Here is a 22,718-nt window from a genome sequence, read left to right on the forward strand (position 1 = left end):
ATGACCGTTGCCTGGATCTATCCCGGCCAGGGATCCCAAGCGGTGGGGATGGGAAAAGACTTACAAGATTGGCCAGGGGCGGCCCAGAAGTTGGCTTGGGCCCGCGAGATGCTGGGATGGGATCCCTTGGCGCTGTCGGAAGCGCAGATCCATCAAACTGTCTACACGCAGCCGGCTTTGTTTACGGTGTCGGCCCTGCTGACGGACTATCTCTATGCCCAGGGGCAGGCTCCCGCCTGCACAGCCGGCCACAGCTTGGGAGAATATAGCGCCCTCTACGCCGCCGGGGTATTTGATTTTGAGACTGGCCTGCGGCTGGTGGCGCTGCGGGGCCGATTGATGGAAGCCGCAGGGGATCCGCCGGGCAGCATGGCGGCGGTGATGGGGTTTGATCGCGACAAGCTGGAGCACCTGTGCCAGATGATCCCTGAAGTTACCCTGGCCAACGACAACAGCCCGGATCAGGTGGTGATCAGCGGCTCGGTCGAGGGGGTGCAGGCTGTTTGTGAGCAGTTGCAGGCCAAGCGCACCGTTCCTCTCAAAGTCAGCGGCGCCTTTCACTCGCCCTTGATGCAGGCGGCGGCGGCAACCTTTGCCCACACCTTGCGTGCGGTTGACTTTCAGGCTCCGCGAGTGCCGGTCTACAGCAACTGCACCGCCACCCCCAGCCGGGATCCCGCGGTTCTCAAGCAGGCGCTGCTGTCCCAGATGACCGCCCCTGTCCGCTGGCGAGAGACAGTGCTGCAGATGGCTGCCGACGGCATCCAAGAGGTGTGGGAAATCGGCCCCGGCAATGTCCTGACGGGCTTGGTGAAGCGAACAGTGCCCACCCTGGCGCGGCGCAACATCAGCAGCCTCGACCGCTGCTAAGGGATTCCACCGGCAAGCGACCCCGGGCCGGGATCTGCCCCAGCAACACCTGGAGCAGCGCCTGCAGCGAGACAGGGGTAGAGCCGTAGCAGGCCAAATAAACCGGGATCTGGGGCAGGGCAAAGGCATCGTAGGGGGATCCCAAAGCCAACCCGATCACCTTTTCGGGAGGAAGGGATCCCAGCAACTCCCTCTGAAGTGGGTAACGAAATAGATCAAGGGAGCCCACCAGCACTTGGTCAGCTCTTGACGCCCTTTGCAGGGTTGTTTGCCAATCCTCAGGGGTAGGCTCTGGGCTGATCTTGAGAATTTGAGCAGCAGGCCGGGCGTTTTGGAGAAGATCCCCCAGAAGAGGCACAGGAGTGATGAGCAGCGGGTCGGGGGCCAAAGGGGGCAGGGATCCCCGCAGGAGCGTGATGCTGTCTTGAGCGATTTGGCGGGCCAGCGCTTGGTGCTCTTCCAGGTCGGCAGAGGGGAAAGGGGGGCAGGGGGATCCCAGTCCGTAGCGCCGCTTCAAGTTCAAAATCCGCTCCACCGACCGATCCAATTGTTCAACTGACAAATGCCCAGCGCGAAACTGTTGCAGCAGATGGGCGTAGGCTTCTTTTTGGATGGCCGGGCTAAAGCCGGGATCAGCCCCAAATAGGAGCACATCGGCCCCTGCCCGGAAGGCCAGTTCTGCCGCTTCGGGAATGCCATAGCTGCGGGCAACGGCCCCCATGGTCAGGGAATCCGTCAGAACAAGCCCCTTGAACCCCAGCTTCTGCCGCAACCAACCCGACACCACCTCAGGGGCCAGCGTTGCCGGCCGCAAAGACTGCGTCCTGCTGTCGCGTTCGCGGAAGCGTCGCGTAGCGCTAGCGGATCCCAGAGCCGGCATCACCACATGCGCCGTCATCATCGCCTCTGTGCCTGCCCGGATCAAAGCCTGGAACGGGCGCAGCTCCGTGGCCTGTAGCGCCTCCAGAGGGCGATCCACCCGCGGCAACCCCAGGTGGGAATCGAGGTCGGTGTCCCCATGGCCGGGAAAATGTTTGGGCGTGCAGAGGATCCCGGCTTGCCGGTAGCCACGCCACAGGGCCAGGCCATAGTCCGCTACCTGTTTCGGATCCGACCCAAAGGCGCGGATGCCGATAATGGGGTTGTGGGGGTTGCTGTTCACATCCACAACGGGGGCGAAGTTGAGGTTAAACCCCAAACTTTTCAGCTCCGTTCCCACCGCACGGGCCATCGCTTCCGCCTTCGCCAGGGATCCCGCCGCTGCCACCGCCATGGCGCTGGGAAACACGGTTACCCCCTCGGTGAGGCGCACCACCGGCCCCCCCTCTTGATCAATGCCTATCCACAAGGGGATACGGGCTTGTGCTTGAGCTGCGGCAATGAGTTGGGCTACCTGGGGCAACGTTTGAATGTTTCCGGCAATCGAATAGAAGATCAGACCGCCCACGTGGCAGTTCCGGATCATCTCCTCGAGGGCAGGGGAAAACTCGGCTCCCTCAAAATAAACCAGGAACAGTTGCCCAACTTTTTCCTCAAGGCTCCAAGCCCTGGGATCCACTTCGGCGGCAGGAAAAGAGATCGGGCGTGTCAAAGCAGATATCCTTCGACGTCACTGCTAAAGGATCGGGTTTCCAGCCAGGGCTGACAACTGCACACCAGGTGGCGATCTCCGTAGGCGTTGTCGATGCGGCTGACGCTGGGCCAGAACTTACGGTCTTTGACCCACGGGAGGGGGTAGGCGGCTAGGGAGCGAGGGTAGGGGCGATCCCAGTGATCGGTGACCACTACCTCGGCGGTGTGGGGGGCAAGTTTAAGGGGGTTGCGCACGGGATCCATCTCGCCCCGCTCAATGGCAGCAATCTCCTGGCGAATGGCAATCATTGCCTCGCAGAAGCGATCCAGCTCTTCTAGGGATTCGCTCTCGGTGGGCTCCACCATCATCGTCCCCGGCACCGGCCAGGAGATGGTGGGGGCGTGGAAACCGTAGTCCATCAGCCGCTTGGCCACATCCTCGACCTCAATGCCGGCGCTTTTTTTGAGGGGGCGCAGATCCAGGATGCACTCGTGGGCCACCCATCCCCCCGGCCCTTTGTAGAGCACCGGGTAGTAGGGATCCAGCCGCTTGGCGATGTAATTGGCGTTGAGGAGGGCCACTTGGGTGGCCAGGGTAAGGCCGGCGGATCCCATGAGGCGGATGTAGGCCCAGGAGATGGGCAGGATGCTGGCGCTGCCCCAGGGGGCAGCACTGACCGGGCCGTTGCAACCAGGCAAAAACGGGTGGCCGGGCAAATGCGGCAGGAGATGACGGGCAACGGCAATGGGCCCCACCCCCGGCCCGCCCCCGCCGTGGGGGATGCAGAAGGTCTTGTGTAGGTTGAGATGGCAGACATCGGCCCCTAACTCAGCAGGACGGCAGAGGCCCACCTGGGCGTTGAGGTTGGCCCCATCCATGTACACCTGCCCCCCGGCCTCGTGGATTATCTGGCAAATCTCGCGGATCCCTTCCTCAAACACCCCATGGGTGGAGGGGTAAGTAATCATCAGGGCGGCCAGCCGTTCCCGGTGCTGCTCCACCTTGGCCCGCAGGTCTTCGAGGTCGATGTTGCCGGCCCTGTCGCAGGCCACGCTCACCACCTGCATCCCGGCCATGACAGCGCTGGCGGGGTTGGTGCCATGGGCGGAGGTGGGGATCAGGCACACCTGGCGCTGGCTTTCCCCGCGGGCCTGGTGGTAGCGACGAATGGCCAGCAAGCCGGCATATTCCCCCTGGGATCCGGCGTTGGGCTGGAGGGAGACGCCGGCAAAGCCCGTGATCTCTGCCAGCATTCGCTCCAACTGGGCAAAGAGGGTTTGATAGCCGCGAGCTTGTTCCAGAGGCGCAAAAGGATGGAGCTGGGCAAACTCCGGCCAGGTTATGGGCAGCATCTCGGCTGTGGCGTTTAGCTTCATGGTGCAGGAGCCCAAGGGGATCATGGAGTGGACAAGGGAGAGATCCCGGCTCTGCAGGCGGTGGATATAGCGCAGCAGCTCCGTTTCCGAGTGGTAGCGGTTAAACACCGGATGGGTGAGGTAGGGGGTGGTGCGCAAGAGCTGAGGCGGCAGGCTTTGGTGGGGATCCGAACTCAGGCCTTCGGGATCCCAGGCTGGCTCCTTGGAGCCAGCGAAGATTTCCCAGAGATCGCGCAGATCTTGAGAGGTTGTGGCCTCGTCCACGCTGATCCCTAGAGTTGTCTCGTCGATCCGCCGCAGGTTGATGCGCCGCTGGGCGGCCCGCTCTTGGATCTGGCCGACCTGTTCGGGGGACTCTGCCTTCACCCAAAAGGTGTCGAAGAAATACTCTGGCCCCACCCTGTAGCCCAGATCCCGGATCCCGGCGGCCAGGTGATGGGCCTGGCGATGGATGCGTTCGGCAATTTGCCGCAGGCCGCGCGGGCCGTGATAGACGGCATACATGGAGGCCACCACCGCTAAGAGCACCTGGGCGGTGCAGATGTTGCTGGTGGCCTTGTCGCGGCGGATGTGCTGCTCCCGCGTTTGTAGGGCTAGGCGCAGGGCCGGCCTGCCCTGGGCATCTTGGGAGATCCCCACCAGCCGCCCCGGCAGCAGCCGTTTGTGGGCCTCGCGGGTGGCAAAGTAGGCAGCGTGGGGGCCGCCGTAGCCCAGGGGCACCCCAAAGCGCTGGGTGGATCCCACCACAATGTCTGCCCCCCACTCCCCTGGCGGTTGCAAGAGAGTCAGGCTGAGCAAGTCAGCAGCTACGGCCACCACCATCCCTCTTTGGTGGGCCTGCTCCGCCAGCTTGCGGTAATCCCGGATCTCTCCATAGGTGTTGGGATACTGCAAGAGCACGCCAAAGCCGTTCTCCAGCTCTAACTGCAAAGGATCCGCCACACGCACCTGGATCCCCAAGGGCTCTGCCCGCGTCTGCACGACGGCAATGGTCTGGGGATGGCAGCCGCGATCCACCCAGAAGACCTGGGATCCCTTGCCTGCCAGGGCATAGGCCAGGCTCATAGCCTCAGCGGCGGCAGTGGCTTCGTCCAGCAGGGAGGCATTGGCGATCTCCATGCCTGTTAGATCGATCACCATCGTCTGGAAATTGAGCAGGGCCTCTAGCCGCCCCTGGGCGATCTCCGCCTGGTAGGGGGTGTACTGGGTGTACCAGCCGGGGTTCTCCAGAATGTTGCGCTGGATCACCGGCGGCGTCAGGCAGTTGGAATAGCCCATGCCCAAAAAGGAGCGCCACACCTGGTTCTGGGCCGCCATTGCCCTCAGTTCTGCCAACACTTGCTGCTCACTGCTGGGGGATCCCAGGTGCAGGGGTCGGCTGCTGCGAATCGCCGCCGGCACCGCCTTATCCACTAATTCCCGTAGAGAGCTCAGCCCCAAGGCCTGCAACATCTGACGGATTTGCTGGGCGTCTGGCCCGATGTGCCGCCAGACGAAGAGTTCTCTCTGCTCTAGCAGCTCCAGCTCTGGATCGGCGTCAGAGAGGGGTTGAGACGTCTCCCGGCCAGAGGGGCTGAGGGGATGGAGGATGGTGGAGTCGGACATGGGGCAAAACAAAAGCGATGAGCAGTTGGTCAGCTGCCAAAAGGCTATTCCCCGATCATAGTTGTTAAAAATTGTTTCTGACGGGATCCAAATCTGAATCTGGGTCTCGATTCGGGGGAGCGGGGATGAGACACTAAATGGTCGAAGAATGTTAGCGACCTATCCCCTAAGCGTTGTCATGACTGCTTTCAACCTTGTCTGCAAAGGTGGTGCTATGCGTCGGCTGTTGTCTGCTTTGGTGTCTATCCTGTTGATGCTCTGTCTGTGCTTGGCCCCCTTGGGGATCCCGGCCGTGGCGGCAGAGCTTCCGCCGGTGAAACATCTTGACACTCCCATCGATGTGAACAACACCATCCTGCGCAACTACCGCCAGTTGCCTGGCTTCTATCCCACCCTGGCCCGTATTCTGGTGAAAAATGCTCCCTACAACAGCCTGGAGGACATGTTGCAGATCCCAGAATTGACGGAGCAGCAGAAGGCCCTGATCAAGGCGAACGCGGAGAACTTCGTGTTTGGGGAGTACCAAGAGGGGGCCAACCAACTGGAAAACCGCATCAACCAAGGCTACTACGGCTGATCCCGGCCAGCCAAGGGATCCCATGGCCTACGACAACGTCTGCAAGTACCTGGTAGAGTGGTTTCCCGACTCCTTTGCCCGCTGGCTACTGGGATCCCCGGTTCCCTTGGCCCAAATCCAGCCAACAGAGCTCTCCAGCGAGCCCATCAGAGCCGATTCCCTCATCCTCTTGAGGGCCCAAAACTTGATCCTGCACCTCGAATTCCAGACCGATCCGGATCCCGAGATCCCCTTTCGCATGGCAGACTACTGCCTGCGCCTGTATCGCCGCTATCCTGCCCAGGAGGTGCGGCAGGTTGTCGTCTACCTGAGAAAAACCCAGTCGGAACGGGTGTACCAAACTTCTTTCCAACGGGGATCCCTATCCCATCGCTTTGAGGTCTTGCGCCTGTGGGAACAGGATCCAGAAGTTTTATCCCAATACCCTGGCCTTTTGCCCCTGGCGGTACTGGCAGAGCCGGACGATCCAGAGCCCCGTCTGCGGCAGGTGGCCAGAGCAATCGCCGAGATGGAGGATACCAAGCTGCGGCAAGAGTTGAAGGCGGCCACTGCTGTTTTGGCAGGATTAAACTTGCCATCTAGCGATCCCAGGCCAGCTTCTTTCAGCCAAGTGGGCTCGATGAAGCAGCCCCAGGTTTTGATATGTGGCTACCACGGCTACGGCAATGCCGGCGACGAGGCCCTGTTGCTGGCTTTGCTGCAGCAGCTCCGGCAGTTGCCCAACCCCGTACAGCCGGTGGTGCTTTCTCCCCGCCCTGCGGAAACGGCTGCCACCTATGGGGTGATGGCCTGCCCGCGCTTCGATGGATGGGCTTTGCGGCGCTATCTGAGGCAGTCTCAAGCTTTTATCTGGGGTGGGGGCAGCCTGCTGCAGGATCGCACCAGTTGGCGCAGCCCGCTCTACTATCTGGGGTTGATGCTCTGGGCCCAGCGGCGGGGGCTGAAAACCTTGGCTTGGGCCCAGGGGATCGGCCCCTTGCAGCGGGGCTGGATCCGCGAGCTGGCCCGCCGGTCTCTAGCAGGTTGTACGGCCATCAGTGTGCGCGACGCCGTTGCCTCCCAATGGCTGCGAGACTGGGGGATCCCCCATCAGGTGGCCCCGGATCCGGTTTGGGGCCTGCCCGCCGAAACCCTGCCGGAGTGGGAAAGATGGCCTCAGCCCCGCATTGCCGTGGTCTTGCGGCAGCATCCCCAGCTCACTCCAGCGCGACTTGAGACTTTGGCGGAAGGCTTGAGGCGCCTCCAGGTCTCGACGGGGGCCTATCTCCTTTTGCTGCCCTTCCAACTGGCTCCTCCCAGATCCCCCGACCTGGGGCCAGACTACTGCTTAGCGCAACAGCTGCAACAGCGCCTGCCCGGCCACAGCCGGGTTTTGGAGATTCGGGATCCCTGTCTTTTAAAGGGGGTCTTTCGGGGGGTGAAATTGGCAATCGTTATGCGCTACCACGGCTTGGTGATGGCGGCGGCTGAGGGTTGCGCCTGCTTTGGCCTCAGCTACGATCCCAAGGTAAAAACGCTACTCGGGGAATTGGGCATGCCCGGCTGGGATCTCGAGGCGATCCCAGAGGATCCCGAAGCTTTGCACCGGGCTTGGCTGGCCTGCTATGCCGACGGGCCAGCCCTCGGCCCTGACCAAGTGGCCGTTTGGGTGGAGCGATCGGCCCAGCACGGCCAGTTGCTGAGGCAGCACTTGCCTTAAAGGAGAGGGGGGATCCCAAGCTCCTACCCCCTTGGCCGAGGCAATGGCGGCGCAAACCCCGCTCTCTAGAGCTGGGGAGAGCATCAACTTAGAGTCTTCCCCGCTGCCAGTGTGGATTCGGGCAGCCGTTCTTATCGGAATTCGCCCTACGCTGGAAATAGGCTCCTCCCATGAGTGCCAAGATGCAACCCTGTACGCGCCAACAGATCTTGATCGGGATGGGCCTCACCAGCCTGATCCTGGCCCTCATCGCCGGCCTCTGGATCTGGCTGGGATCCCTCCGCGTGCCCTTTTGCTGGGATCCGCTGGCCGTCGCCTGGGGAGCGGCGCTGGGGCTGGGGGTGGCGCTGCTCAGCGGCGGGGCTTACTGGCTTTGGCCGGCCTATCGCCGGGCGGCTTCCGCCTACTTGCACCTGGTGGCGGATCCCTTGCAATGGCGGGATATCTTCTGGGTGGGGGTGCTACCGGGCTGGAGCGAGGAGTGGCTGTTTCGCGGTGTGCTGATGGCAGCGCTGGTGGCCAGCCCCTTGGGGTGGACAGGCGGGATCCTCCTGAGCGGCCTCTTGTTTGGGGTTTTGCACTGGCTAGAGTGGCAGGGTTGGCCCTATGCCGTCTGGGCCAGCGCCGTGGGCATCCTCCTGGGGCTGGGCGTGTGGCTATCGGGAAACCTGTTGGTAACCATCGTCGCCCATACTTTGGTTAACTGGATTGGGGTTTGCCTCTGGAAATGTTCTGCCCTGCCAGCCGAATCCTGAAGTGCTCGACGTCGCCGCCCCCCTCTCCCTCTGGGAGAGGGGTTGGGGGTGAGGGGAAGGAGCAATGGGCAAGCCTTTGATTTTTGCATCCTTTCTGGGACTGCGGCTGGGGCCATCCTTGCTGCTCATCGGCCTCCTGCTCTGGCTGGGCCGATTTCAATCAGAGCGGCTGATCTTTTTGCCCCGCCCCGCCAGCTACCAGGATGGGGACGCCATTCTCAAGCTCACCACCGCCGATGGCCTGCAGATTTCGGCAGTCTACCTGCCCAATCCCGCAGCCACCTATGCTCTCCTCTACAGCCACGGCAACGCCGAGGACTTGGGGGATATCCTGCCGCGCCTGAGGAAGCTGCAGCAGGGGGGGTTTGCCGTCTTGGCCTACGACTACCGCGGCTACGGCACCAGCGAAGGGATCCCTTCTGAGGCCGGCGCCTACAAAGACATTGAAGCGGCCTACGCTTACCTACGAGATCAGGGGATCCCGCCGGAGCGGATTTTGCTTTACGGACGCTCGGTGGGAGGTGGGCCCTCAGTTTACTTGGCAGCCCAAAAGCCGGTGGGTGGCTTGATCCTGGAATCCACCTTTGTAACCGCTTTTCGCGTCTTGACCCGCATCCCCCTGCTGCCTTTTGATCGCTTCGACAACCTCAGCCGCATTGCCCAGATCAACTGCCCACTGCTGATTTTGCACGGCACCCAAGATCGCCTAATCCCCTTCTGGCATGCCGAAACTCTTTACCAAGCGGCACGGGATCCCAAGCGTTTGGTGCCCATCGAGGGAGCCGATCACAACAACTTGCTCCAGGTGGCCGGGGAGCGCTACCTGCCCATCCTGCACCAATTTGTGGCCGAGCTGGTGGATCCCAACCCTTTCCTGGACAATCCGTAGATCCCAGCGGATTGGAATAGCGCTAGCCTAACAGCCTGTCCTGCTGCAAAGACAGAAGTGGACAAGCGTGAGGATTTTTAAGTGACTTTTTGACCCATCAGTTCTTGCAACAGCTCCTGCGCCGTTCCCATAAAGCGCACCACGTCAGGATGGTGACTCCAGATGGGGTCGCTTTCGGGGAAAACCTCCAGCGAGAACATGCCCTGCACAGCCCGCAGATAAGGCAGCAGGACGGTATAGCTGGCGGGGGTGAGCTGAAAGCGCAGCGCCTCGTCCAAAAGCTCCAGCATCTGCCGCACCAGCTTCCACTCCACCTTCAAAGGAGGGTAGAGCATCACACAAAGGGGAAACAGCTCCTGCTGCACAGCCATCACACTGCCTTCCAGGACGCAGAGGCCCAGGTACACCTGGAACATCTCCACATCGCGGATGCTGGAAATCCGCACTTCCAGATCCGCCAAGAGGCCGCTTTCACAGTGATAGTTCGGAAAACGCTGCGCCACCTCAGCACAGATAGACTCTGCCACACCGGTAATCAGGGGCAAGAGCTCTTGCACGGCAGCCAGGGGGGCGGAAAAGGTATCGCCTGCATGGGCGGCGGCATTCTCATACATTCTTTGTAGGGGCATGTACAGGTGGTCGTCCATGACCTTCAAGTAAGGTTGGAAGAGGCCGCGCTCCTGAGGTGACAAGGCTTGCGAGACCATTTGCCCCGTGTAGTGGAATTGCATACTTAAAAAGCCCAGCACCCGCGGATCCCGTTCACTGTAGCGGGCCCGCAGCCGTCCACAGAGCGGCGCGATCTGCACCGAAAAGCAGGCTGGCGAGAGGCCCTCCCCACAACTTTCCGCTGCCGCCTCAAATAACTCTCGGGAATCCTCGGCAATTTGCCAGGGATCGATCAAGTCCGGATCCAGCCGCTGCCTCGGGATTTCAGCAGCCAAGAGCCGCTCCGTCTTGGCCCAGGCCTGGGAGCTGGCAAAGCGCAGGGATCCCTTCACTTTGTCGGCTAATTGGGTACCTGGCAGCTCGCCCAAGGCCGCCTGCGCCCGCAACTTGTCTACATATTTTTGGGCCCACAGGGTGGCCAGGCTGTAAGGTGTAGCTGCTTCTAGGCTTTCCATCGATCCCATGACCTCAGCAGAGGAGCTAGATTCTGTTGCCTACAATACCCCTAGCATGCCGCCGTTGCAGCCTGTAAGGAAACTACAGAATGTTAAGACTGCCCACAACAATTGTTCACATTAGGAAAGGGCTTCTCACCTTGCGGACAAGTTGGCGATGATCTTAAAATCACCTAAAATCCGCTCGGAAAAGTGGAGTTTTTGTGGCAAAATAGACAGCAGACGGATCGATGCAAGGATCCGGATCCTGACCTCACCGGACTGAACCCTTTACTGAGGAGAAAGAGCGTATGTCTCTCCGACTTGGCGATACGGCTCCCAATTTTACGCAAAAGTCCACCCACGGCGAAATCGACTTCTATTCCTGGGCCGGGGATAGCTGGGTAGTGTTGTTCTCCCACCCTGCCGACTACACGCCGGTCTGCACCACCGAGCTGGGTACTGTTGCCAAGCTGATGCCCGAATTTGAAAAGCGAGGGGTGAAGGTGCTGGCCCTCAGTGTGGACGATGTGGACTCCCACGTTGGCTGGGTGAAAGACATTGAAGAAACCCAGAACGCTACCTTGACCTACCCGATTTTGGCGGACGTTGACCGCAAGGTCTCGCAGCTCTACGGCATGTTGGATCAAACCAACCTCAACCAGGAAGGGCTGCCCTTGACGGTGCGCTCGGTGTTCGTTATCGATCCCAACAAGAAGATACGCCTCATCCTCACCTATCCGGCCAGCACGGGCCGCAACTTCGACGAGCTTTTGCGGGCCATCGATGCTCTACAGTTGACGGATAAGTACAGCGTCGTCACCCCTGCCGACTGGAAAGACGGCGACGATGTCATTATCCCGCCTTCGCTGAAAGATCCGGAAGTGCTCAAAGAAAAGTTCCCGAAAGGCTACAAGGAAATTAAGCCCTACCTGCGGGTCACCCCTCAGCCCAACAAGTAAAAGTCTCGGCAATCCAACCGATTGGTGATCGACTCGATTGAGATCCCCTCTTGGGGATCTTTTTTTGGCGGGAAACCCCGCACCCTATCCTCAGGATGGCTGTCGGGATCAGAGCCAGGGCGCTGGGGGAATGCCCTATGGGAAGATACGATAAGGGTGACAGTTCCGGCAAGCCCCGCTTCAAGGTACCAAATCACTAGGCGTGAGTCGGGAGTATGTCACATCCGACCAATCTGGATCAGATGACAGCAAGCCGAGGCTGGGCTCGCTTGGGGATCGATGTGGGCGGCACCTTTACTGATCTGGTGCTCTTGCAGGATGGCCAGATTCAGACGGCGAAGGTGCTCTCTACACCTAGCCCTGAGGAGGGGGTCTTGGCAGCGCTGGACAAGCTGGGTGCGCTCAAAGGGGGGCTCTGGGTTGACTTGTTCTGCCATGGCATGACGGTGGCCACCAACGCGCTGCTGGAGCGCAAGGGATCCCCCACCCTGTTTCTGACCACGGCGGGTTTTCGCGATGTGCTGGCCATTGGCCGTCAAAACCGCCCCTCTCTGTATGACTTGACGCAGCCCAAGCCGGAGCCGGTGGTACCCCGCCACTGTTGCCTGGAGGTGAAGGAGCGTTGCAGCGTGGACGGGGTGTTGGAGCCGCTGACCGAGGAGGAGATCCGCCGCGTGATCCAGGCGGTGGGCGAGCGGGTGCGGCAGGACGGGATCCGCGCCGTGGGGGTGGGGTTTTTGTTTTCCTTTCTCTACCCAGAGCATGAGCAGCGGCTGGGAGCCGCTTTGAAAGAGGCTTTCCCTGACTTGCACGTTTCCTTGTCTTGCGAGGTAGCGCCGGAGTTTCGGGAATACGAGCGCTTCAGCACCACCGCCCTCGATGCCTACCTCAGCCCGGCGCTGGCGGGCTACCTGCACCGCTTGGATTCAGGATGTCGAGAGAGAGGGATCCCCCAACCCTTGATCATGCAGTCTTCCGGCGGGGTGACCTCGATTGCCCAGGCGGCGGCCCACGCTTCGGTGGCTTTGCTCTCGGGGCCGGCAGGTGGGGTTTACGGGGCGGCCTATCTGGGTCGCCTGAGCGGCTACCTCCACTTGCTCAGCTTCGATATGGGGGGAACCAGCACCGATGTAGCCCTCATCCAAGATGGGATCCCTCAGGTCAGCCCGTCAGCGGTGGTGTGCGGCCTGCCGGTGCAGCAGCCCCAAATCGATATCCACACCGTCAGCGCCGGCGGCGGATCCCTGGCCTCTTTGTTGCCGGGCGGTGGGCTGCAGGTGGGGCCGGAGAGTGCCGGCTCCAACCCCGGGCCGGCCGGCTACGGCCGAGGGGGAACGGCTCCCACGGTGACCGATGCCAACCTCTGGCTGGGGTACTTGCCGGACGGCGGTCGGTTGGGCGACTCCGTCCAGTTGCGGCGGGAGCTGGCGGAACAAGCCATAGCCACGCTGGCGGATCCCTTGGGCTTGAGCTTGCAGGAAACTGCCGTTGGGATTCGCACCCTGGCCAACGCTGCCATGTCACGGGCCTTGCGGGTGATCAGCGTGGAGCGGGGCTGGGATCCTGCCGATTTTGCCCTGCTGGCCTTTGGTGGAGCTGGGCCCATGCATGCCTGTGCTCTGGCGGAAGAGCTGGGCATCCGCAAGATCTTGATCCCGGCTGCCTGTGGCGTGCTCTCGGCACTGGGCATGGCTTTGGCCGATCTGCGGCGGGACTACCGGCGGGCCATCCTACAACCCTTGCAGCGGCTGGCGTCGGATTCAGGGGGATCCCTGCTAGCCCAGTGGGCAGAACCCCTGATCCGCCAGGCCCAAGCCGACTTACAAGAGCCGGCGCTGCACTTTAGCTTGGACTTGCGCTATCGCGGCCAGTCTTTCGAGCTGGAGATCCCGGTGCACCTGTCAGAGCCGATTGCTCGCCTGGAACAACAGTTTCACCAGGCCCACCGGCAGCGCTATGGCTGGCAGGATTCGGCCCAGCCGGTGGAGGCGATCCAGTTGCGTCTGCGGGCGGTGCAGGCTCTGCCCACCGTGCCTCTGACTGCACCTTGCCCTTTGCCAGGGGATCCCCTCAAGGGGCGGCGAGAGGCCTGGATGGGCGGCCAGATGCGGTCAGTGCCGGTCTACGATCGGCAGCGCATGGGTGTGGGGTTTCAACTGCGCGGGCCGGCGATCGTCGAGATGCCGGAGGCAACTGCGGTAATCGACGCCGGTTGGACGGCTGCCATTGACGCCGTGGGAACCTTGGTCTTGAGCTGCGGATGAACTCATCTCTCACGTTGGGAGAGAGGTGAGGGCGGACGATGGGACTCGAACCCACGAATGGAGGATCCACAATCCTCTGCCTTAACCGCTTGGCTACGCCCGCCAGGATTTCGGGTATCTAGCTTAGCATGGGAAAAACGGGACTGAGCTACAAAGTCGAAGCACCCCAAAATGCTACCCAAAGCCGATTTACTGCAAGGGGCAGAGTATCGAGAAACCCTGGCACGGGTCTTGGATTGGGGAGACCAAGCCCTCAAAACCTGGCAAGTGGTCTGGAGCGACTTCCTTTCCCCACCCGAACTAGCCGAGGTGCAAGCTCGGCTGCGCAACTTGACCGAACTCCAAGTGTGGGCTTGGGGAGGGTACCCCCAGGCAGAGCGCCAACGCTTGGCCCTGGCTCGCTCTGAAGTGAGTCTGGAGGTCGGGGATCCAAAGCCCGATCAAGAAGGGATCCCCTTGGCCGCCCTGCAGATTCAAGGCAACTTCCTGTTCGACCCGGCCACCCACCGGGATTTTCTGGGAGCCTTGTTGGCAGCCGGCATCGCCCGCGAGAAGGTGGGAGACATCCTCGTGTTGGGAGACTCAGGTGCCCAGGCCATTGTGGTGCCCGAACTGGTGGACTATCTCAGCCTCAACCTGACTCAGGTGCGCACGGTGCCTGTCAAAGTGAGCCGGATCCCTCTGAGCCAGTTGAAAGTTCAACCCCCCCGCGTCAAATCCATCACCAGCGTGGAAGCCTCTTTGCGCTTGGATGCAGTGGCCTCAGCCGGGTTCGGCATCTCCCGCAGCAAGATGGTGGAAGAAATCCAACGGGGGGAAGTGCGGGTCAATTGGAAGCCCATTACCCAAGCCAGCTACACCGTTGGCCCTCAGGATTGGATCGCCATTCGTGGCCGCGGCCGGCTGCAAATTGAAGAGGTAGCCGAAACAAAGAAAGGCCGCTTTCGAGTCCAAATGAAGCGGTATCTCTAGGTTTTTTCTGGCCTGAGCTTGGGCAGATCCTTAGCTACAGGAAAATGCTCTAGAAAAAAGAGAAAAAAGCCCAAGGATAAAGCAAATACTCTAAGTAAAACAACTTCCAGATCAGTTGATAATAACCAACGATCGCATCTCGGCGACTGAGATCGAGGTGGACACCATAGCATAAGAGGATCCCCAGCCCTAACAAATGACCCACCAACAGCCAGAGGCCGTTGCCCGCGAGGGGCAAGGAGATCCCCACCCCGATAAACCCCAGATAGCAAAAGGCCAAAATGGTGATACAAAACCTTGAAATCCGCTCTGGCCCAAAGCGCAATGAGAAGGTGGCAATGGCAAACTGGCGATCCCCCTCCATGTCGGGAATATCTTTAAAAAGGGCGATCACCAAGCCGAAAATCGACATAAATCCCGTTAGCCAAACAATCGGAGCAGAAAGCTCGACCCTTCCTTGCATCACCTGCTGAAAATGGCTGTAAAGGCCCAAATTGACGATCAAACCGCGCACGCTGTAAATGCAAGCCGAGGCCGCCAGCGGAAACCGCTTCAAACGCAAGGGGGGCAACGAATAGGCCGTGCCGATCCCATTGCTCAACAGCACCGTCAGCAACAGGTAAGGGATCCCAGCCGCGGCCAGCAGGAGGGACGCCGCCCCACAAGCCACGACGATCCCCAGCCCCTGTCGCCAACTCAGGGATCCGGCAGCCAAGGGCAAATGGGGTTTGTTGACGCGATCGATTTCCACATCCGTCAGTTGATTCAAGCCGACGATGTAAACGTTGGCGGCCAAACAGGCCGCCCAAGCCAAGCCCAATTGGGGCAGCGCCGAGAGAACCGGTTGCAGGGATCCGGCAGCCACGAACCCCGCCAACAGGTAGAGGCCCAGCACGCTGGCGCTGGTGCCATAGACGGTGTGAGGCCGAGCAAAACGCCAGAGAACTTGTGGACGCAACATTCAAAAAAGCTAGGGAGAATCTTTCAAGAAAGAGGCCAAAGCTGCCCAGCGGGGATCCACCGCCGGCGCGGGAGATTCCACCCCAATGCCCGGACAATCGGGACGGCAGGGCAACTGGCGGGGCATCTCCAGATGTAGGTGCTGGTACATCCAGTCTTCGACATCCAGCTCACCATTGCAGGGCAGGCTCTCCAGCAGATCTGCTTCGTCTTGCAATTCCAGCTCCAAGGGCAGAGGCTCGGAACTGGGCTCCCGGATCAGGATGATCTCCTCAACTGCCAGATGCAGCCGGTGGTTAAACTGCTGTAGGCAACGGTGACAGGTGAGAGTCACAATGGTGTGGGCTTCGGCACTGACCTCGAGAAAGTGGCCCCGATGGCTGACTTCTAGGGATCCCTCGACAGGGGTCAAGCTCTCAAAGCCCGCAAAAAATTGCTTGAACTGCAACGCCTGGGTCTGACCTGGCATCTGCCGCAGATCGGATAGACGAATGGGCCTTAACATCGCGCCCCCTCCTTCGCACGTTTTGGGTAGCAGGGATCCCTGTTGTCAGGGTAGCAAGAGAGCTCAACGGGTCGCGGCCCAAATTTTCAGGACGAGGAAGCCAGTCGGATCACCAGGCGACGGTCGGGCTCTTTACCACGGCTGAAGGTTTCCAAATCGGCGTAGGCAGGGTCTTTCAGCAGCGTGTGGATCTGCCGCCGCTCAGCAGCCGAGAGATCTGGAAACTCGTATTCGCGGCCACCGGCTCTCACCTTTTCCACAGCAGCAGCCACCAAAGCCTTCAGCTCCTGCAAACGCCGCTGACGATAGCCGTCTAGATCCAAAATATAGGGCTGCTGCTGGTCTTCCGGCAGGTTGAGGTTGAGAAGGGTGTTGGCCAGGTATTGCAACGCATCCAGCACCACAGGAGAGCGCTCTTCCTCCAGACCGGCCTCTTTGGAAGACGGCAAGGGCGATGCAGACACCTTGGAGAGCAGGAGTTGCTTCTGATCCGAAGTCAAAGAAGCCGCCTCGATTTCCAACACCTCACCCACCACCCGCACCTCCGCCGCGATCCCCATGGCCATCAGCACCTGCTGCAACCACTGCTTGGCTCGCTCTTGGTTGGCCACAAAGGTGGACTTGCTGGGGGAGTCAGATTTCTTAGCGGCAGATCCCGTAGAAGACTTAGGGCGGCTCATCTTGGGCAGCTTCCAACGTTGAAAGTGAGCTATCAACACTCAACAAGTCCACCCCAGCAGCTAGGCTTCCCTAGGGCTCAAAGGGCAGGGATTCACGGCCTTCCTTGGCTGCCCTGGGCTTGCTCGATTTCTCCACTTCCTTGGCCTCCACCGCTATTGTCTGGGCAGCCCGACGGCGCTCCTCTTCCACCAACTGCTGCAAGTTCTCCGGCAATGGCTCCCGCGAGAGCAAGAAAGTCTGCAGCGTTTGGAAGATGTTGGAGACGAGGATGTAGAGCAAGACCCCCGCCGGCAACGGGAAAAACAGGAACATCGCCGAGAACAGCACCGGGGTAACACGAGCCATGGAACTCTGGCTGGGATCCTCTTTGCCCATATCCTGTCCGGCGTTCGTCAGGTACTGGTTCAGGTAAATGGACACCCCAAAGATGACGATCATGGCAATGATGTCCCAGTGGATGGTGCCATCCGGGTCAAAGGCTCCCACACGGCCCAACTTGTCGATGAACAGGAAACCGGTATCCGAGGCCAAACCGGGAATCGACACTTGCACAGTCACGTCCCCCGGCTGCAGGGCCAGCAAGGTGCCGTCTGGCTGGATCTGGGCGCGATCTTCCCCTTTGGTGATCTTCCAGGTGGGCTGCAACAGGTTGGGATCCCCACCTGCTTCTGTCACCAACTGCTCAAAGGGCTTGCCCCCCGGCCCCTGCAGCAAAAATTGCACCTCTTCCCCGACGGCGATCTTGGTACCCTTAGGCACCACCAGCACCACCGGCTTATGGAGAGAATCGGTCACAAAAATGTTCTTGCTGGGGCTAACGTAGGGAGCGGGCACCACCTCAGCCGCCACCTCCGCCGGCAGGATCTGCAAGTTGACGTCGTAGGTCACTGCGGCAAAGGGGGATCCCCGCAGCGTGGCAAACAGGGCAAACAGCACCGGCATTTGAATGAGCAGCGGCAGGCAGCCCCCTAAGGGATTGGCCCCCAGCTCGCTGTACAGCTTGGCCTGGGCTTCGCGCAGCTTTTGCGGATCGTCCCGATACTGCTCCTGGATTTCTCGCATCCGCCGCTGCATGACAGGGTTGATCACCTTCATGCGTCGCATGTTGCGGATGGATCCGACATTGAGCGGGTAGAGAGCAAAGCGGATCACCAACGTCAGGAAGATAATGGCCAGTCCATAGCTGGGCACGATCCCATAGAAAAAGTCCAGGATCGGCAGCATGACGTTGTTGGAGAGGAATCCGACTCCGAAGTCCATGAGGGGGTGCTGGCGAATGTCCGTAACCTATTGTAATGGCTTCCGTCCGGTTGACGAGGACGTTTTCCCGGACTTTCCGCTAGAGCAGGGTTGACAAACCCACGCACAATCTGAACTGGGGATCCCAAGGCCACCCAAGAGCTCCTCATCGGCAGTTGCCTAGCGGTGCTTTTTTCTCCTATGATGGAAAACGCTTAATCCTCGGTAGCTCAGCGGTAGAGCGGTCGGCTGTTAACCGATTGGTCGCAAGTTCGAATCTTGCCCGGGGAGTGTGTCCGCAATTGATCGAAAAGCTGGATCGGGATCCCGCATGCTTGGGGGCGAAGGCCAAGTCTTCGGTCTTATCGAGGATGGGGCACCTCCCGATGGGGGGAGAAGGGATGTGAAGGCCGGCTGAGGAGCCTGCCTCGCCGGTTGGCTGCTCCCGGCAAAGCGTCCCTCTATCTTTTGCGGCAGGGAGTATGTCAAAATACCCTCTGGCTGTCTATTCCCACTTTGAGGGTGCCTGCTGTGATCGACCTGTCGCGGATCCCTGCCCAACCGAAGCCCGGCCTGCTCAACATTTTGATTGAGATCCCCGGCGGCAGCAAAAACAAGTATGAGTTCGACAAAGACATGGGGGCGATGGCGCTGGATCGGGTGCTCTACTCCTCGGTGCAGTATCCTTACGATTACGGCTTTGTGCCCAACACGCTGGCCGGAGATGGGGATCCCTTGGATGGCTTGGTGATTATGGATCAGCCCACCTTCCCCGGCTGTGTGGTCACGGTGCGCCCGTTGGGCATGCTGCAGATGATCGACGGCGGGGATCCGGATGAGAAGTTGCTGTGTGTGCCCGCTAAGGATCCCCGCTACGCTTCGGTAACCAAGCTGGAGGACATTGCCCAGCACCGCCTGGATGAGATTGCGGAGTTTTTTGCCACCTACAAGCGCCTGGAAAAGAAGGAAACCCAAATCTTGGGCTGGAAAGGCTTGGCCGAAGCCGAGGCGATCATTGCCAGTAGCATTGCCGCCTACAAACAGCCCAAGTAGGCACCTTCAAGAGCTGCCAACCGAAAAAGCTTCCTGGCGATGTTGTAACAGTCGCTCTGGGGTGAGAGGGCCTTCGATGTGCTGCCAAGGCAGAGGATCCACTGGATCCCAGTCGCTGTGCACGTAGTAGTCCAAGGGCGGCAGTTGTCCCTTGAGCTCTTTGAAGGCGCGGCGGAAGCTGCCCAGAGACTCGCCCCACTGCCGCGCCAACTGCAAGACTCGGGCCACCCGCCGATCCCCCCGCGAGATGAGGGCTTGGATCACCGACCAACTGTAGCTTTCGGGACGGAACTCCACGCCCAGGGGACGCAGATGTTTTTGATACCACTGCAGCTTTTTCTCGGCCTGGGGATCCACCCCCTGCCACTGGAAGGGGGTGTGGGCCTTGGGCACAAAGGTGCTACAGCCCAAAGTCAAGCGCAGGCGGGGAGCCGCCTTCTTGAGCTCCTTGAAAAGAGCAACCGTCGCTTCCAGGTCGGCCTGGGTTTCCGCCGGGATCCCCACCATGCCGTAGAACTTGATCCCCTTCAGTCCGCCGGCCTGGGCGTGGGCGGCCGCCGCCAAGATTTCTTCATTGGTCAGCTTCTTGTTGACGATCCGGCGCAGCCGTTCTGAGCCGCTTTCAATGGCCACGGTAATGGACTGGCTGCCGCGGCGGGAAAGCACTTGCGCCAAGCGAGGCGTGACCGTGCCCGTGCGCACCGAGGCCAGGCTAAGGCGCACCTGCTCAAAGCGATCCTGCGCCAGGTACTCCAGCAACGGCTCAAACTGGGGGTGCTGGGTTACCGAAGCCCCCAAAAGGCCAATCCGCTGGGTAACCTGCAGCCCCCGCTCCACCGCCGGGATCAGATGCCCTTCTACGTCGGCCGCCCGGAAAGGCAAAGTCAGGTAGCTGGCCAGGCAAAAGCGGCACATCTCGGGGCAACTGCGCACCACCTCCACCATGTAGATGCTCTCCCAGGCCGCTTTGGGGGTAACCACGGTGGACACCGAGAGGGTGTTGCCGCGGAAGGTGTGCTTGCGGATGGAGCTGGGGATCCCGTCCCGCTTGGGAATGACCTTTTCCACCGGGCCGTCGGGGCCGCGGTAGTGGACTTCGTAGAGGCTGGGCACGTAGATCCCCGGCACCTGAGCCAGCGCCCGCAGCTTTTCGGCCCGGGATCCCTGCCGTACCTGGCGGTAGGTCTGGATCATCTGCTCCACCAGCCCCTCCCCATCCCCCAGCAGGATCAAGTCAAAGAACGCAGCAAAGGGCTCAGGGTTGGCCGTCAACACCGGGCCGCCGCCAAAAACCAAGGGATGCGCTTCTTCCCGCGCCTCGGCCTGGAGGGGGATCCCCTGTCGTTCCAACAGATCCAGGATATGGACGTAGTCCAGCTCCCAAGACAGGGAAAAACCCACCAGCTCCGGATCCCGCGGCAGCGGCTCGGCCAGGTCGGTAAACAGGCGGGCAACCGCCACCTCGCGGCGGCTGGCCAGCAGGCTCCAGATGACCTGGTAGCCGAGGCTGGTGATCCCTACGGAGTAGGTGTTGGGAAAGGCGTAGATGACCCGCACCGCGTCAGGCGCAGGTGTGGCCGGGGTGAAGAGAAGCTGTTCCAGAGCCAATTCCGAGGTGGCCAAGGCAGTCTAAGAAAGGGGGATGGGCGGCAAGGGCCTACTTTCCCAGCTTAATCGGGGTTTTGTCAGGCTGCGTCCAGGGCCAGCAGGGACGGCCAGATCGTCCAGAATGGAAGGGATCCCGACCCGCTCCTACCTGGATGGCTTCCCCCCTCAACCAACGCATCCGCCGCTTCTACGATGCTTCCTCCGGCCTGTGGGAGCAGGTGTGGGGGGAGCACATGCACCATGGCTACTATGAGCCGGGCCAGACCGGCAAGGATCGCCGCCAAGCCCAGATCGATCTCATGGAGCGAGTGATTCAATGGGGCCAGATCGGGGATCCTAAACCCCCTCAGCACATCCTCGATCTCGGCTGTGGCATTGGAGGGAGCAGCCTGGAGCTGGCGCGGCGCTTTGGCGCCGAGGTAACAGGCATTACCCTCAGCCCTGTCCAGGCCCGACGGGCCACGCAGCGGGCCCAGGAGGCCAGTCTGAGCCACAGGGTGCGCTTTTGGGTGGCCGATGCCCTGGAAATGCCCTTTGCCGACCACACCTTCGATCTGGTCTGGGCTCTGGAAAGCGGCGAGCACATGCCAGATAAGCGGCGGTTTCTGGCCGAGGGCTGGCGGGTCTTGCAGCCGGGCGGGCAGATGATGGTGGTGACCTGGTGCCACCGCGAGGGATCCCTGAGCCGCCAGGATCAGCGGCTTTTGCAGCAGATCTACGACGTGTACTGCCTGCCCTATGTCATCAGCTTGTCGGAGTATGAAGCACTGGCCCAAGAGGTGGGGTTCGAGCAGTTGCGCACCGCCGACTGGTCGGAGCGGGTGGCCCCCTTTTGGGATGAGGTAATTGCCTCGGCTCGCGATTGGCGGTGGATCCCGGCTTTGGTGCGCAGCGGCTGGGTCACCGTTCGTGGGGCGCTGGGGCTGGGCCTGATGCGGCGGGCCTATGCCACCCGCTTGCTGCGCTTTGGCTTGCTGAGCGGCTTCAAGCCTGCAAGTTAGGGATCCCATACCCCCCTCTCCCTTGGGAGAGGGGCTGGGGGTGAGGGCAGCAGCGCTGGCCACGTAAGCGACAGGGAAAGTGGGCTCAAAAGTCCTGCTGGGGTGGCGTTGCGCCAGCAAGTTCTAGGTACTTCTGCTTCACCGCCTGAATATCCTGCCACATCAACCACTTGGGGCTGCCGGGGGTGCGGTCAGGGTTGCGCAGCAAGTAGGCGGGGTGGAAGATGGGCATGCACCAGCGCCCCTGCCACTGGATCCACTCGCCGCGGATCTTGGTAATGCCCCGCTTATCCCCCAAAAGGGAGCGCACCGAAGTGGCCCCCGTCAACAAAATGATCCAGGGATCCACCAGGCGAATCTGCTCCAAGAGATAGGGTCGGCAGGCGTCCATCTCCGCCTGGGTGGGTACGCGGTTGTTGGGGGGGCGGCATTTGACCACATTGCAGATGTAAGTATCCCGCTCGGGATCCAGCCCCACCGAGGCCAGGATCTTGTCCAGCAACTGGCCGGACTTACCCACAAAGGGCAGGCCTTGCAGATCTTCGTTTTCCCCCGGCCCCTCGCCAACAATCACGATCTTGGCTTTAGGGTTACCTCGGTGCACCACCACATGGGTACGGTTGGCCGCCAACTCACAGCGCTGGCAGACCCGGCAGTGCTGCTCCAGTTGTTCTAGATCCCGATAGGTGCCGGGGGGAATGGGCACCTGAGCCGAGAGCGGGATCTGATCCCATTGGGGAAGCGTCTCCGTTGCAGAGGCAGGTGGCTCTAGGGGATCGTCAAATAGGCTGGGCTGAAGCTCCGAGGGTCTTTTCTTGGCAGCCATTGCAAGGTAAGGGATCCTTGTGCAGCGATCTTCGGCTGCTCCTCTGCTCTTGTCAAGCTTGGAGTCTCTTTCCCCAAAAGGGCAGCCTTTACGTCTTGATGAACTACCCCACCGCGCAGGCGGGTGGGGTTTCCCCATCCGCTTGACGGCGAGATTTTTGTCTCTTCCTCTGCCCCAGTTGCTTCATGGATCCCGTGTAC

At 60.9% G+C, this 22,718-nt stretch carries 19 protein-coding genes and 2 tRNA genes; 11 read left to right on the plus strand and 10 right to left on the minus strand.

The features are described from left to right. On the plus strand, nt 1–870 hold the full coding sequence (gene fabD, locus NW826_RS09200) for an ACP S-malonyltransferase (RefSeq protein WP_414335103.1): 870 nt from the start codon (nt 1–3) through the stop codon (nt 868–870). Here the strand turns inward: fabD and NW826_RS09205 are convergent. Together NW826_RS09205 and gcvP are read right to left on the minus strand one after the other, a co-directional pair. After that, nucleotides 848–2,461: a glycoside hydrolase family 3 protein gene (locus NW826_RS09205; RefSeq protein ID WP_414509964.1), complete on the minus strand. Its 1,614-nt coding sequence runs from the start codon at nt 2,459–2,461 to the stop codon at nt 848–850. The genes fabD and NW826_RS09205 overlap by 23 nt on opposite strands. Further along, entirely contained in the window at nt 2,458–5,424 is a 2,967-nt protein-coding gene (gene gcvP, locus NW826_RS09210; protein ID WP_414509965.1) for an aminomethyl-transferring glycine dehydrogenase, read from the minus strand. Before gcvP ends, NW826_RS09205 begins: the two co-directional genes overlap by 4 nt. 214 nt (nt 5,425–5,638) lie before the next feature. Here gcvP and psbU point away from each other — a divergent pair, with 214 nt between their 5' ends. The 4 genes from psbU to NW826_RS09230 all read left to right on the plus strand — a co-directional run bounded on the left by psbU (nt 5,639) and on the right by NW826_RS09230 (nt 9,344). Next, nucleotides 5,639–6,001, plus strand: a complete 363-nt coding sequence (gene psbU, locus NW826_RS09215) for a photosystem II complex extrinsic protein PsbU (protein ID WP_414336235.1) — start codon at nt 5,639–5,641, stop codon at nt 5,999–6,001. Between the two features lie 22 nt (nt 6,002–6,023). Continuing rightward, nucleotides 6,024–7,700 (plus strand): polysaccharide pyruvyl transferase CsaB, encoded by a 1,677-nt coding sequence (csaB, locus tag NW826_RS09220; RefSeq protein WP_414509966.1) that lies wholly within the window; start codon nt 6,024–6,026, stop codon nt 7,698–7,700. Between the two features lie 170 nt (nt 7,701–7,870). Then, nucleotides 7,871–8,455, plus strand: coding sequence for a lysostaphin resistance A-like protein (locus tag NW826_RS09225; RefSeq protein WP_414509967.1), 585 nt, complete (start codon nt 7,871–7,873; stop codon nt 8,453–8,455). A gap of 64 nt (nt 8,456–8,519) precedes the next feature. Then, nucleotides 8,520–9,344: an alpha/beta hydrolase gene (locus tag NW826_RS09230; RefSeq protein ID WP_414509968.1), complete on the plus strand. Its 825-nt coding sequence runs from the start codon at nt 8,520–8,522 to the stop codon at nt 9,342–9,344. A gap of 77 nt (nt 9,345–9,421) precedes the next feature. Here NW826_RS09230 and NW826_RS09235 read toward each other — a convergent pair whose 3' ends face one another. Further along, on the minus strand, nt 9,422–10,477 hold the full coding sequence (locus tag NW826_RS09235; protein WP_414509969.1) for a hypothetical protein: 1,056 nt from the start codon (nt 10,475–10,477) through the stop codon (nt 9,422–9,424). Between the two features lie 281 nt (nt 10,478–10,758). On the opposite strand from NW826_RS09235, the gene NW826_RS09240 reads away from it, so the two are divergent. Both NW826_RS09240 and NW826_RS09245 read left to right on the plus strand, forming a co-directional pair. Continuing rightward, nucleotides 10,759–11,409 carry a peroxiredoxin gene (locus NW826_RS09240; RefSeq protein WP_414332679.1) on the plus strand — a complete coding sequence of 217 codons (651 nt, stop codon included), beginning with the start codon at nt 10,759–10,761 and terminating at the stop codon, nt 11,407–11,409. Nucleotides 11,410–11,651: 242 nt separating this feature from the next. After that, on the plus strand, nt 11,652–13,673 hold the full coding sequence (locus NW826_RS09245; protein WP_414332677.1) for a hydantoinase/oxoprolinase family protein: 2,022 nt from the start codon (nt 11,652–11,654) through the stop codon (nt 13,671–13,673). Nucleotides 13,674–13,703: 30 nt separating this feature from the next. On the opposite strand, the gene NW826_RS09250 is transcribed toward NW826_RS09245, so the two are convergent. Further along, nucleotides 13,704–13,776 (minus strand) — tRNA-His (locus NW826_RS09250). Between the two features lie 68 nt (nt 13,777–13,844). Between NW826_RS09250 and NW826_RS09255 the strand changes: the two genes are divergently transcribed. Next, nucleotides 13,845–14,645: a photosystem II S4 domain protein gene (locus tag NW826_RS09255; protein ID WP_414332675.1), complete on the plus strand. Its 801-nt coding sequence runs from the start codon at nt 13,845–13,847 to the stop codon at nt 14,643–14,645. Nucleotides 14,646–14,694: 49 nt separating this feature from the next. Here the strand turns inward: NW826_RS09255 and NW826_RS09260 are convergent, their stop codons facing one another. The 4 genes from NW826_RS09260 to yidC form a co-directional block, all read right to left on the minus strand. Continuing rightward, complete coding sequence (locus NW826_RS09260; protein WP_414509970.1) at nt 14,695–15,606, minus strand: homogentisate phytyltransferase; 912 nt, start codon at nt 15,604–15,606, stop codon at nt 14,695–14,697. A gap of 9 nt (nt 15,607–15,615) precedes the next feature. After that, nucleotides 15,616–16,110 (minus strand): YceD family protein, encoded by a 495-nt coding sequence (locus tag NW826_RS09265; RefSeq protein WP_414509971.1) that lies wholly within the window; start codon nt 16,108–16,110, stop codon nt 15,616–15,618. An 86-nt stretch (nt 16,111–16,196) separates the two neighbouring features. Beyond that, the gene (locus NW826_RS09270; RefSeq protein ID WP_414332669.1) at nt 16,197–16,790 is read right to left on the minus strand and encodes a protein jag; all 594 of its coding nucleotides are present in this window, start codon (nt 16,788–16,790) and stop codon (nt 16,197–16,199) included. 70 nt (nt 16,791–16,860) lie between these two features. After that, the gene (gene yidC, locus NW826_RS09275; RefSeq protein WP_414509972.1) at nt 16,861–18,051 is read right to left on the minus strand and encodes a membrane protein insertase YidC; all 1,191 of its coding nucleotides are present in this window, start codon (nt 18,049–18,051) and stop codon (nt 16,861–16,863) included. A gap of 198 nt (nt 18,052–18,249) precedes the next feature. Between yidC and NW826_RS09280 the strand changes: the two genes are divergently transcribed. Together NW826_RS09280 and NW826_RS09285 are read left to right on the plus strand one after the other, a co-directional pair. Then, a tRNA-Asn gene (locus NW826_RS09280) sits at nt 18,250–18,321 on the plus strand. 243 nt (nt 18,322–18,564) lie between these two features. After that, the gene (locus NW826_RS09285; protein WP_414332700.1) at nt 18,565–19,083 is read left to right on the plus strand and encodes an inorganic diphosphatase; all 519 of its coding nucleotides are present in this window, start codon (nt 18,565–18,567) and stop codon (nt 19,081–19,083) included. 6 nt (nt 19,084–19,089) lie between these two features. Here the strand turns inward: NW826_RS09285 and NW826_RS09290 are convergent, their stop codons facing one another. Beyond that, on the minus strand, nt 19,090–20,706 hold the full coding sequence (locus NW826_RS09290) for a B12-binding domain-containing radical SAM protein (RefSeq protein WP_414509973.1): 1,617 nt from the start codon (nt 20,704–20,706) through the stop codon (nt 19,090–19,092). A 137-nt stretch (nt 20,707–20,843) separates the two neighbouring features. Here NW826_RS09290 and NW826_RS09295 point away from each other — a divergent pair, with 137 nt between their 5' ends. Further along, nucleotides 20,844–21,692 (plus strand): methyltransferase domain-containing protein, encoded by an 849-nt coding sequence (locus tag NW826_RS09295; RefSeq protein WP_414509974.1) that lies wholly within the window; start codon nt 20,844–20,846, stop codon nt 21,690–21,692. Between the two features lie 85 nt (nt 21,693–21,777). Here the strand turns inward: NW826_RS09295 and NW826_RS09300 are convergent, their stop codons facing one another. Beyond that, entirely contained in the window at nt 21,778–22,398 is a 621-nt protein-coding gene (locus NW826_RS09300; RefSeq protein WP_414337495.1) for a uracil-DNA glycosylase, read from the minus strand. Nucleotides 22,399–22,718: the final 320 nt, after the last annotated feature.

The organism is Synechococcus sp. OH20 (genome assembly GCF_047502685.1).
In the GTDB taxonomy this organism is placed as follows: Bacteria; Cyanobacteriota; Cyanobacteriia; order Thermostichales; family Thermostichaceae; genus Thermostichus.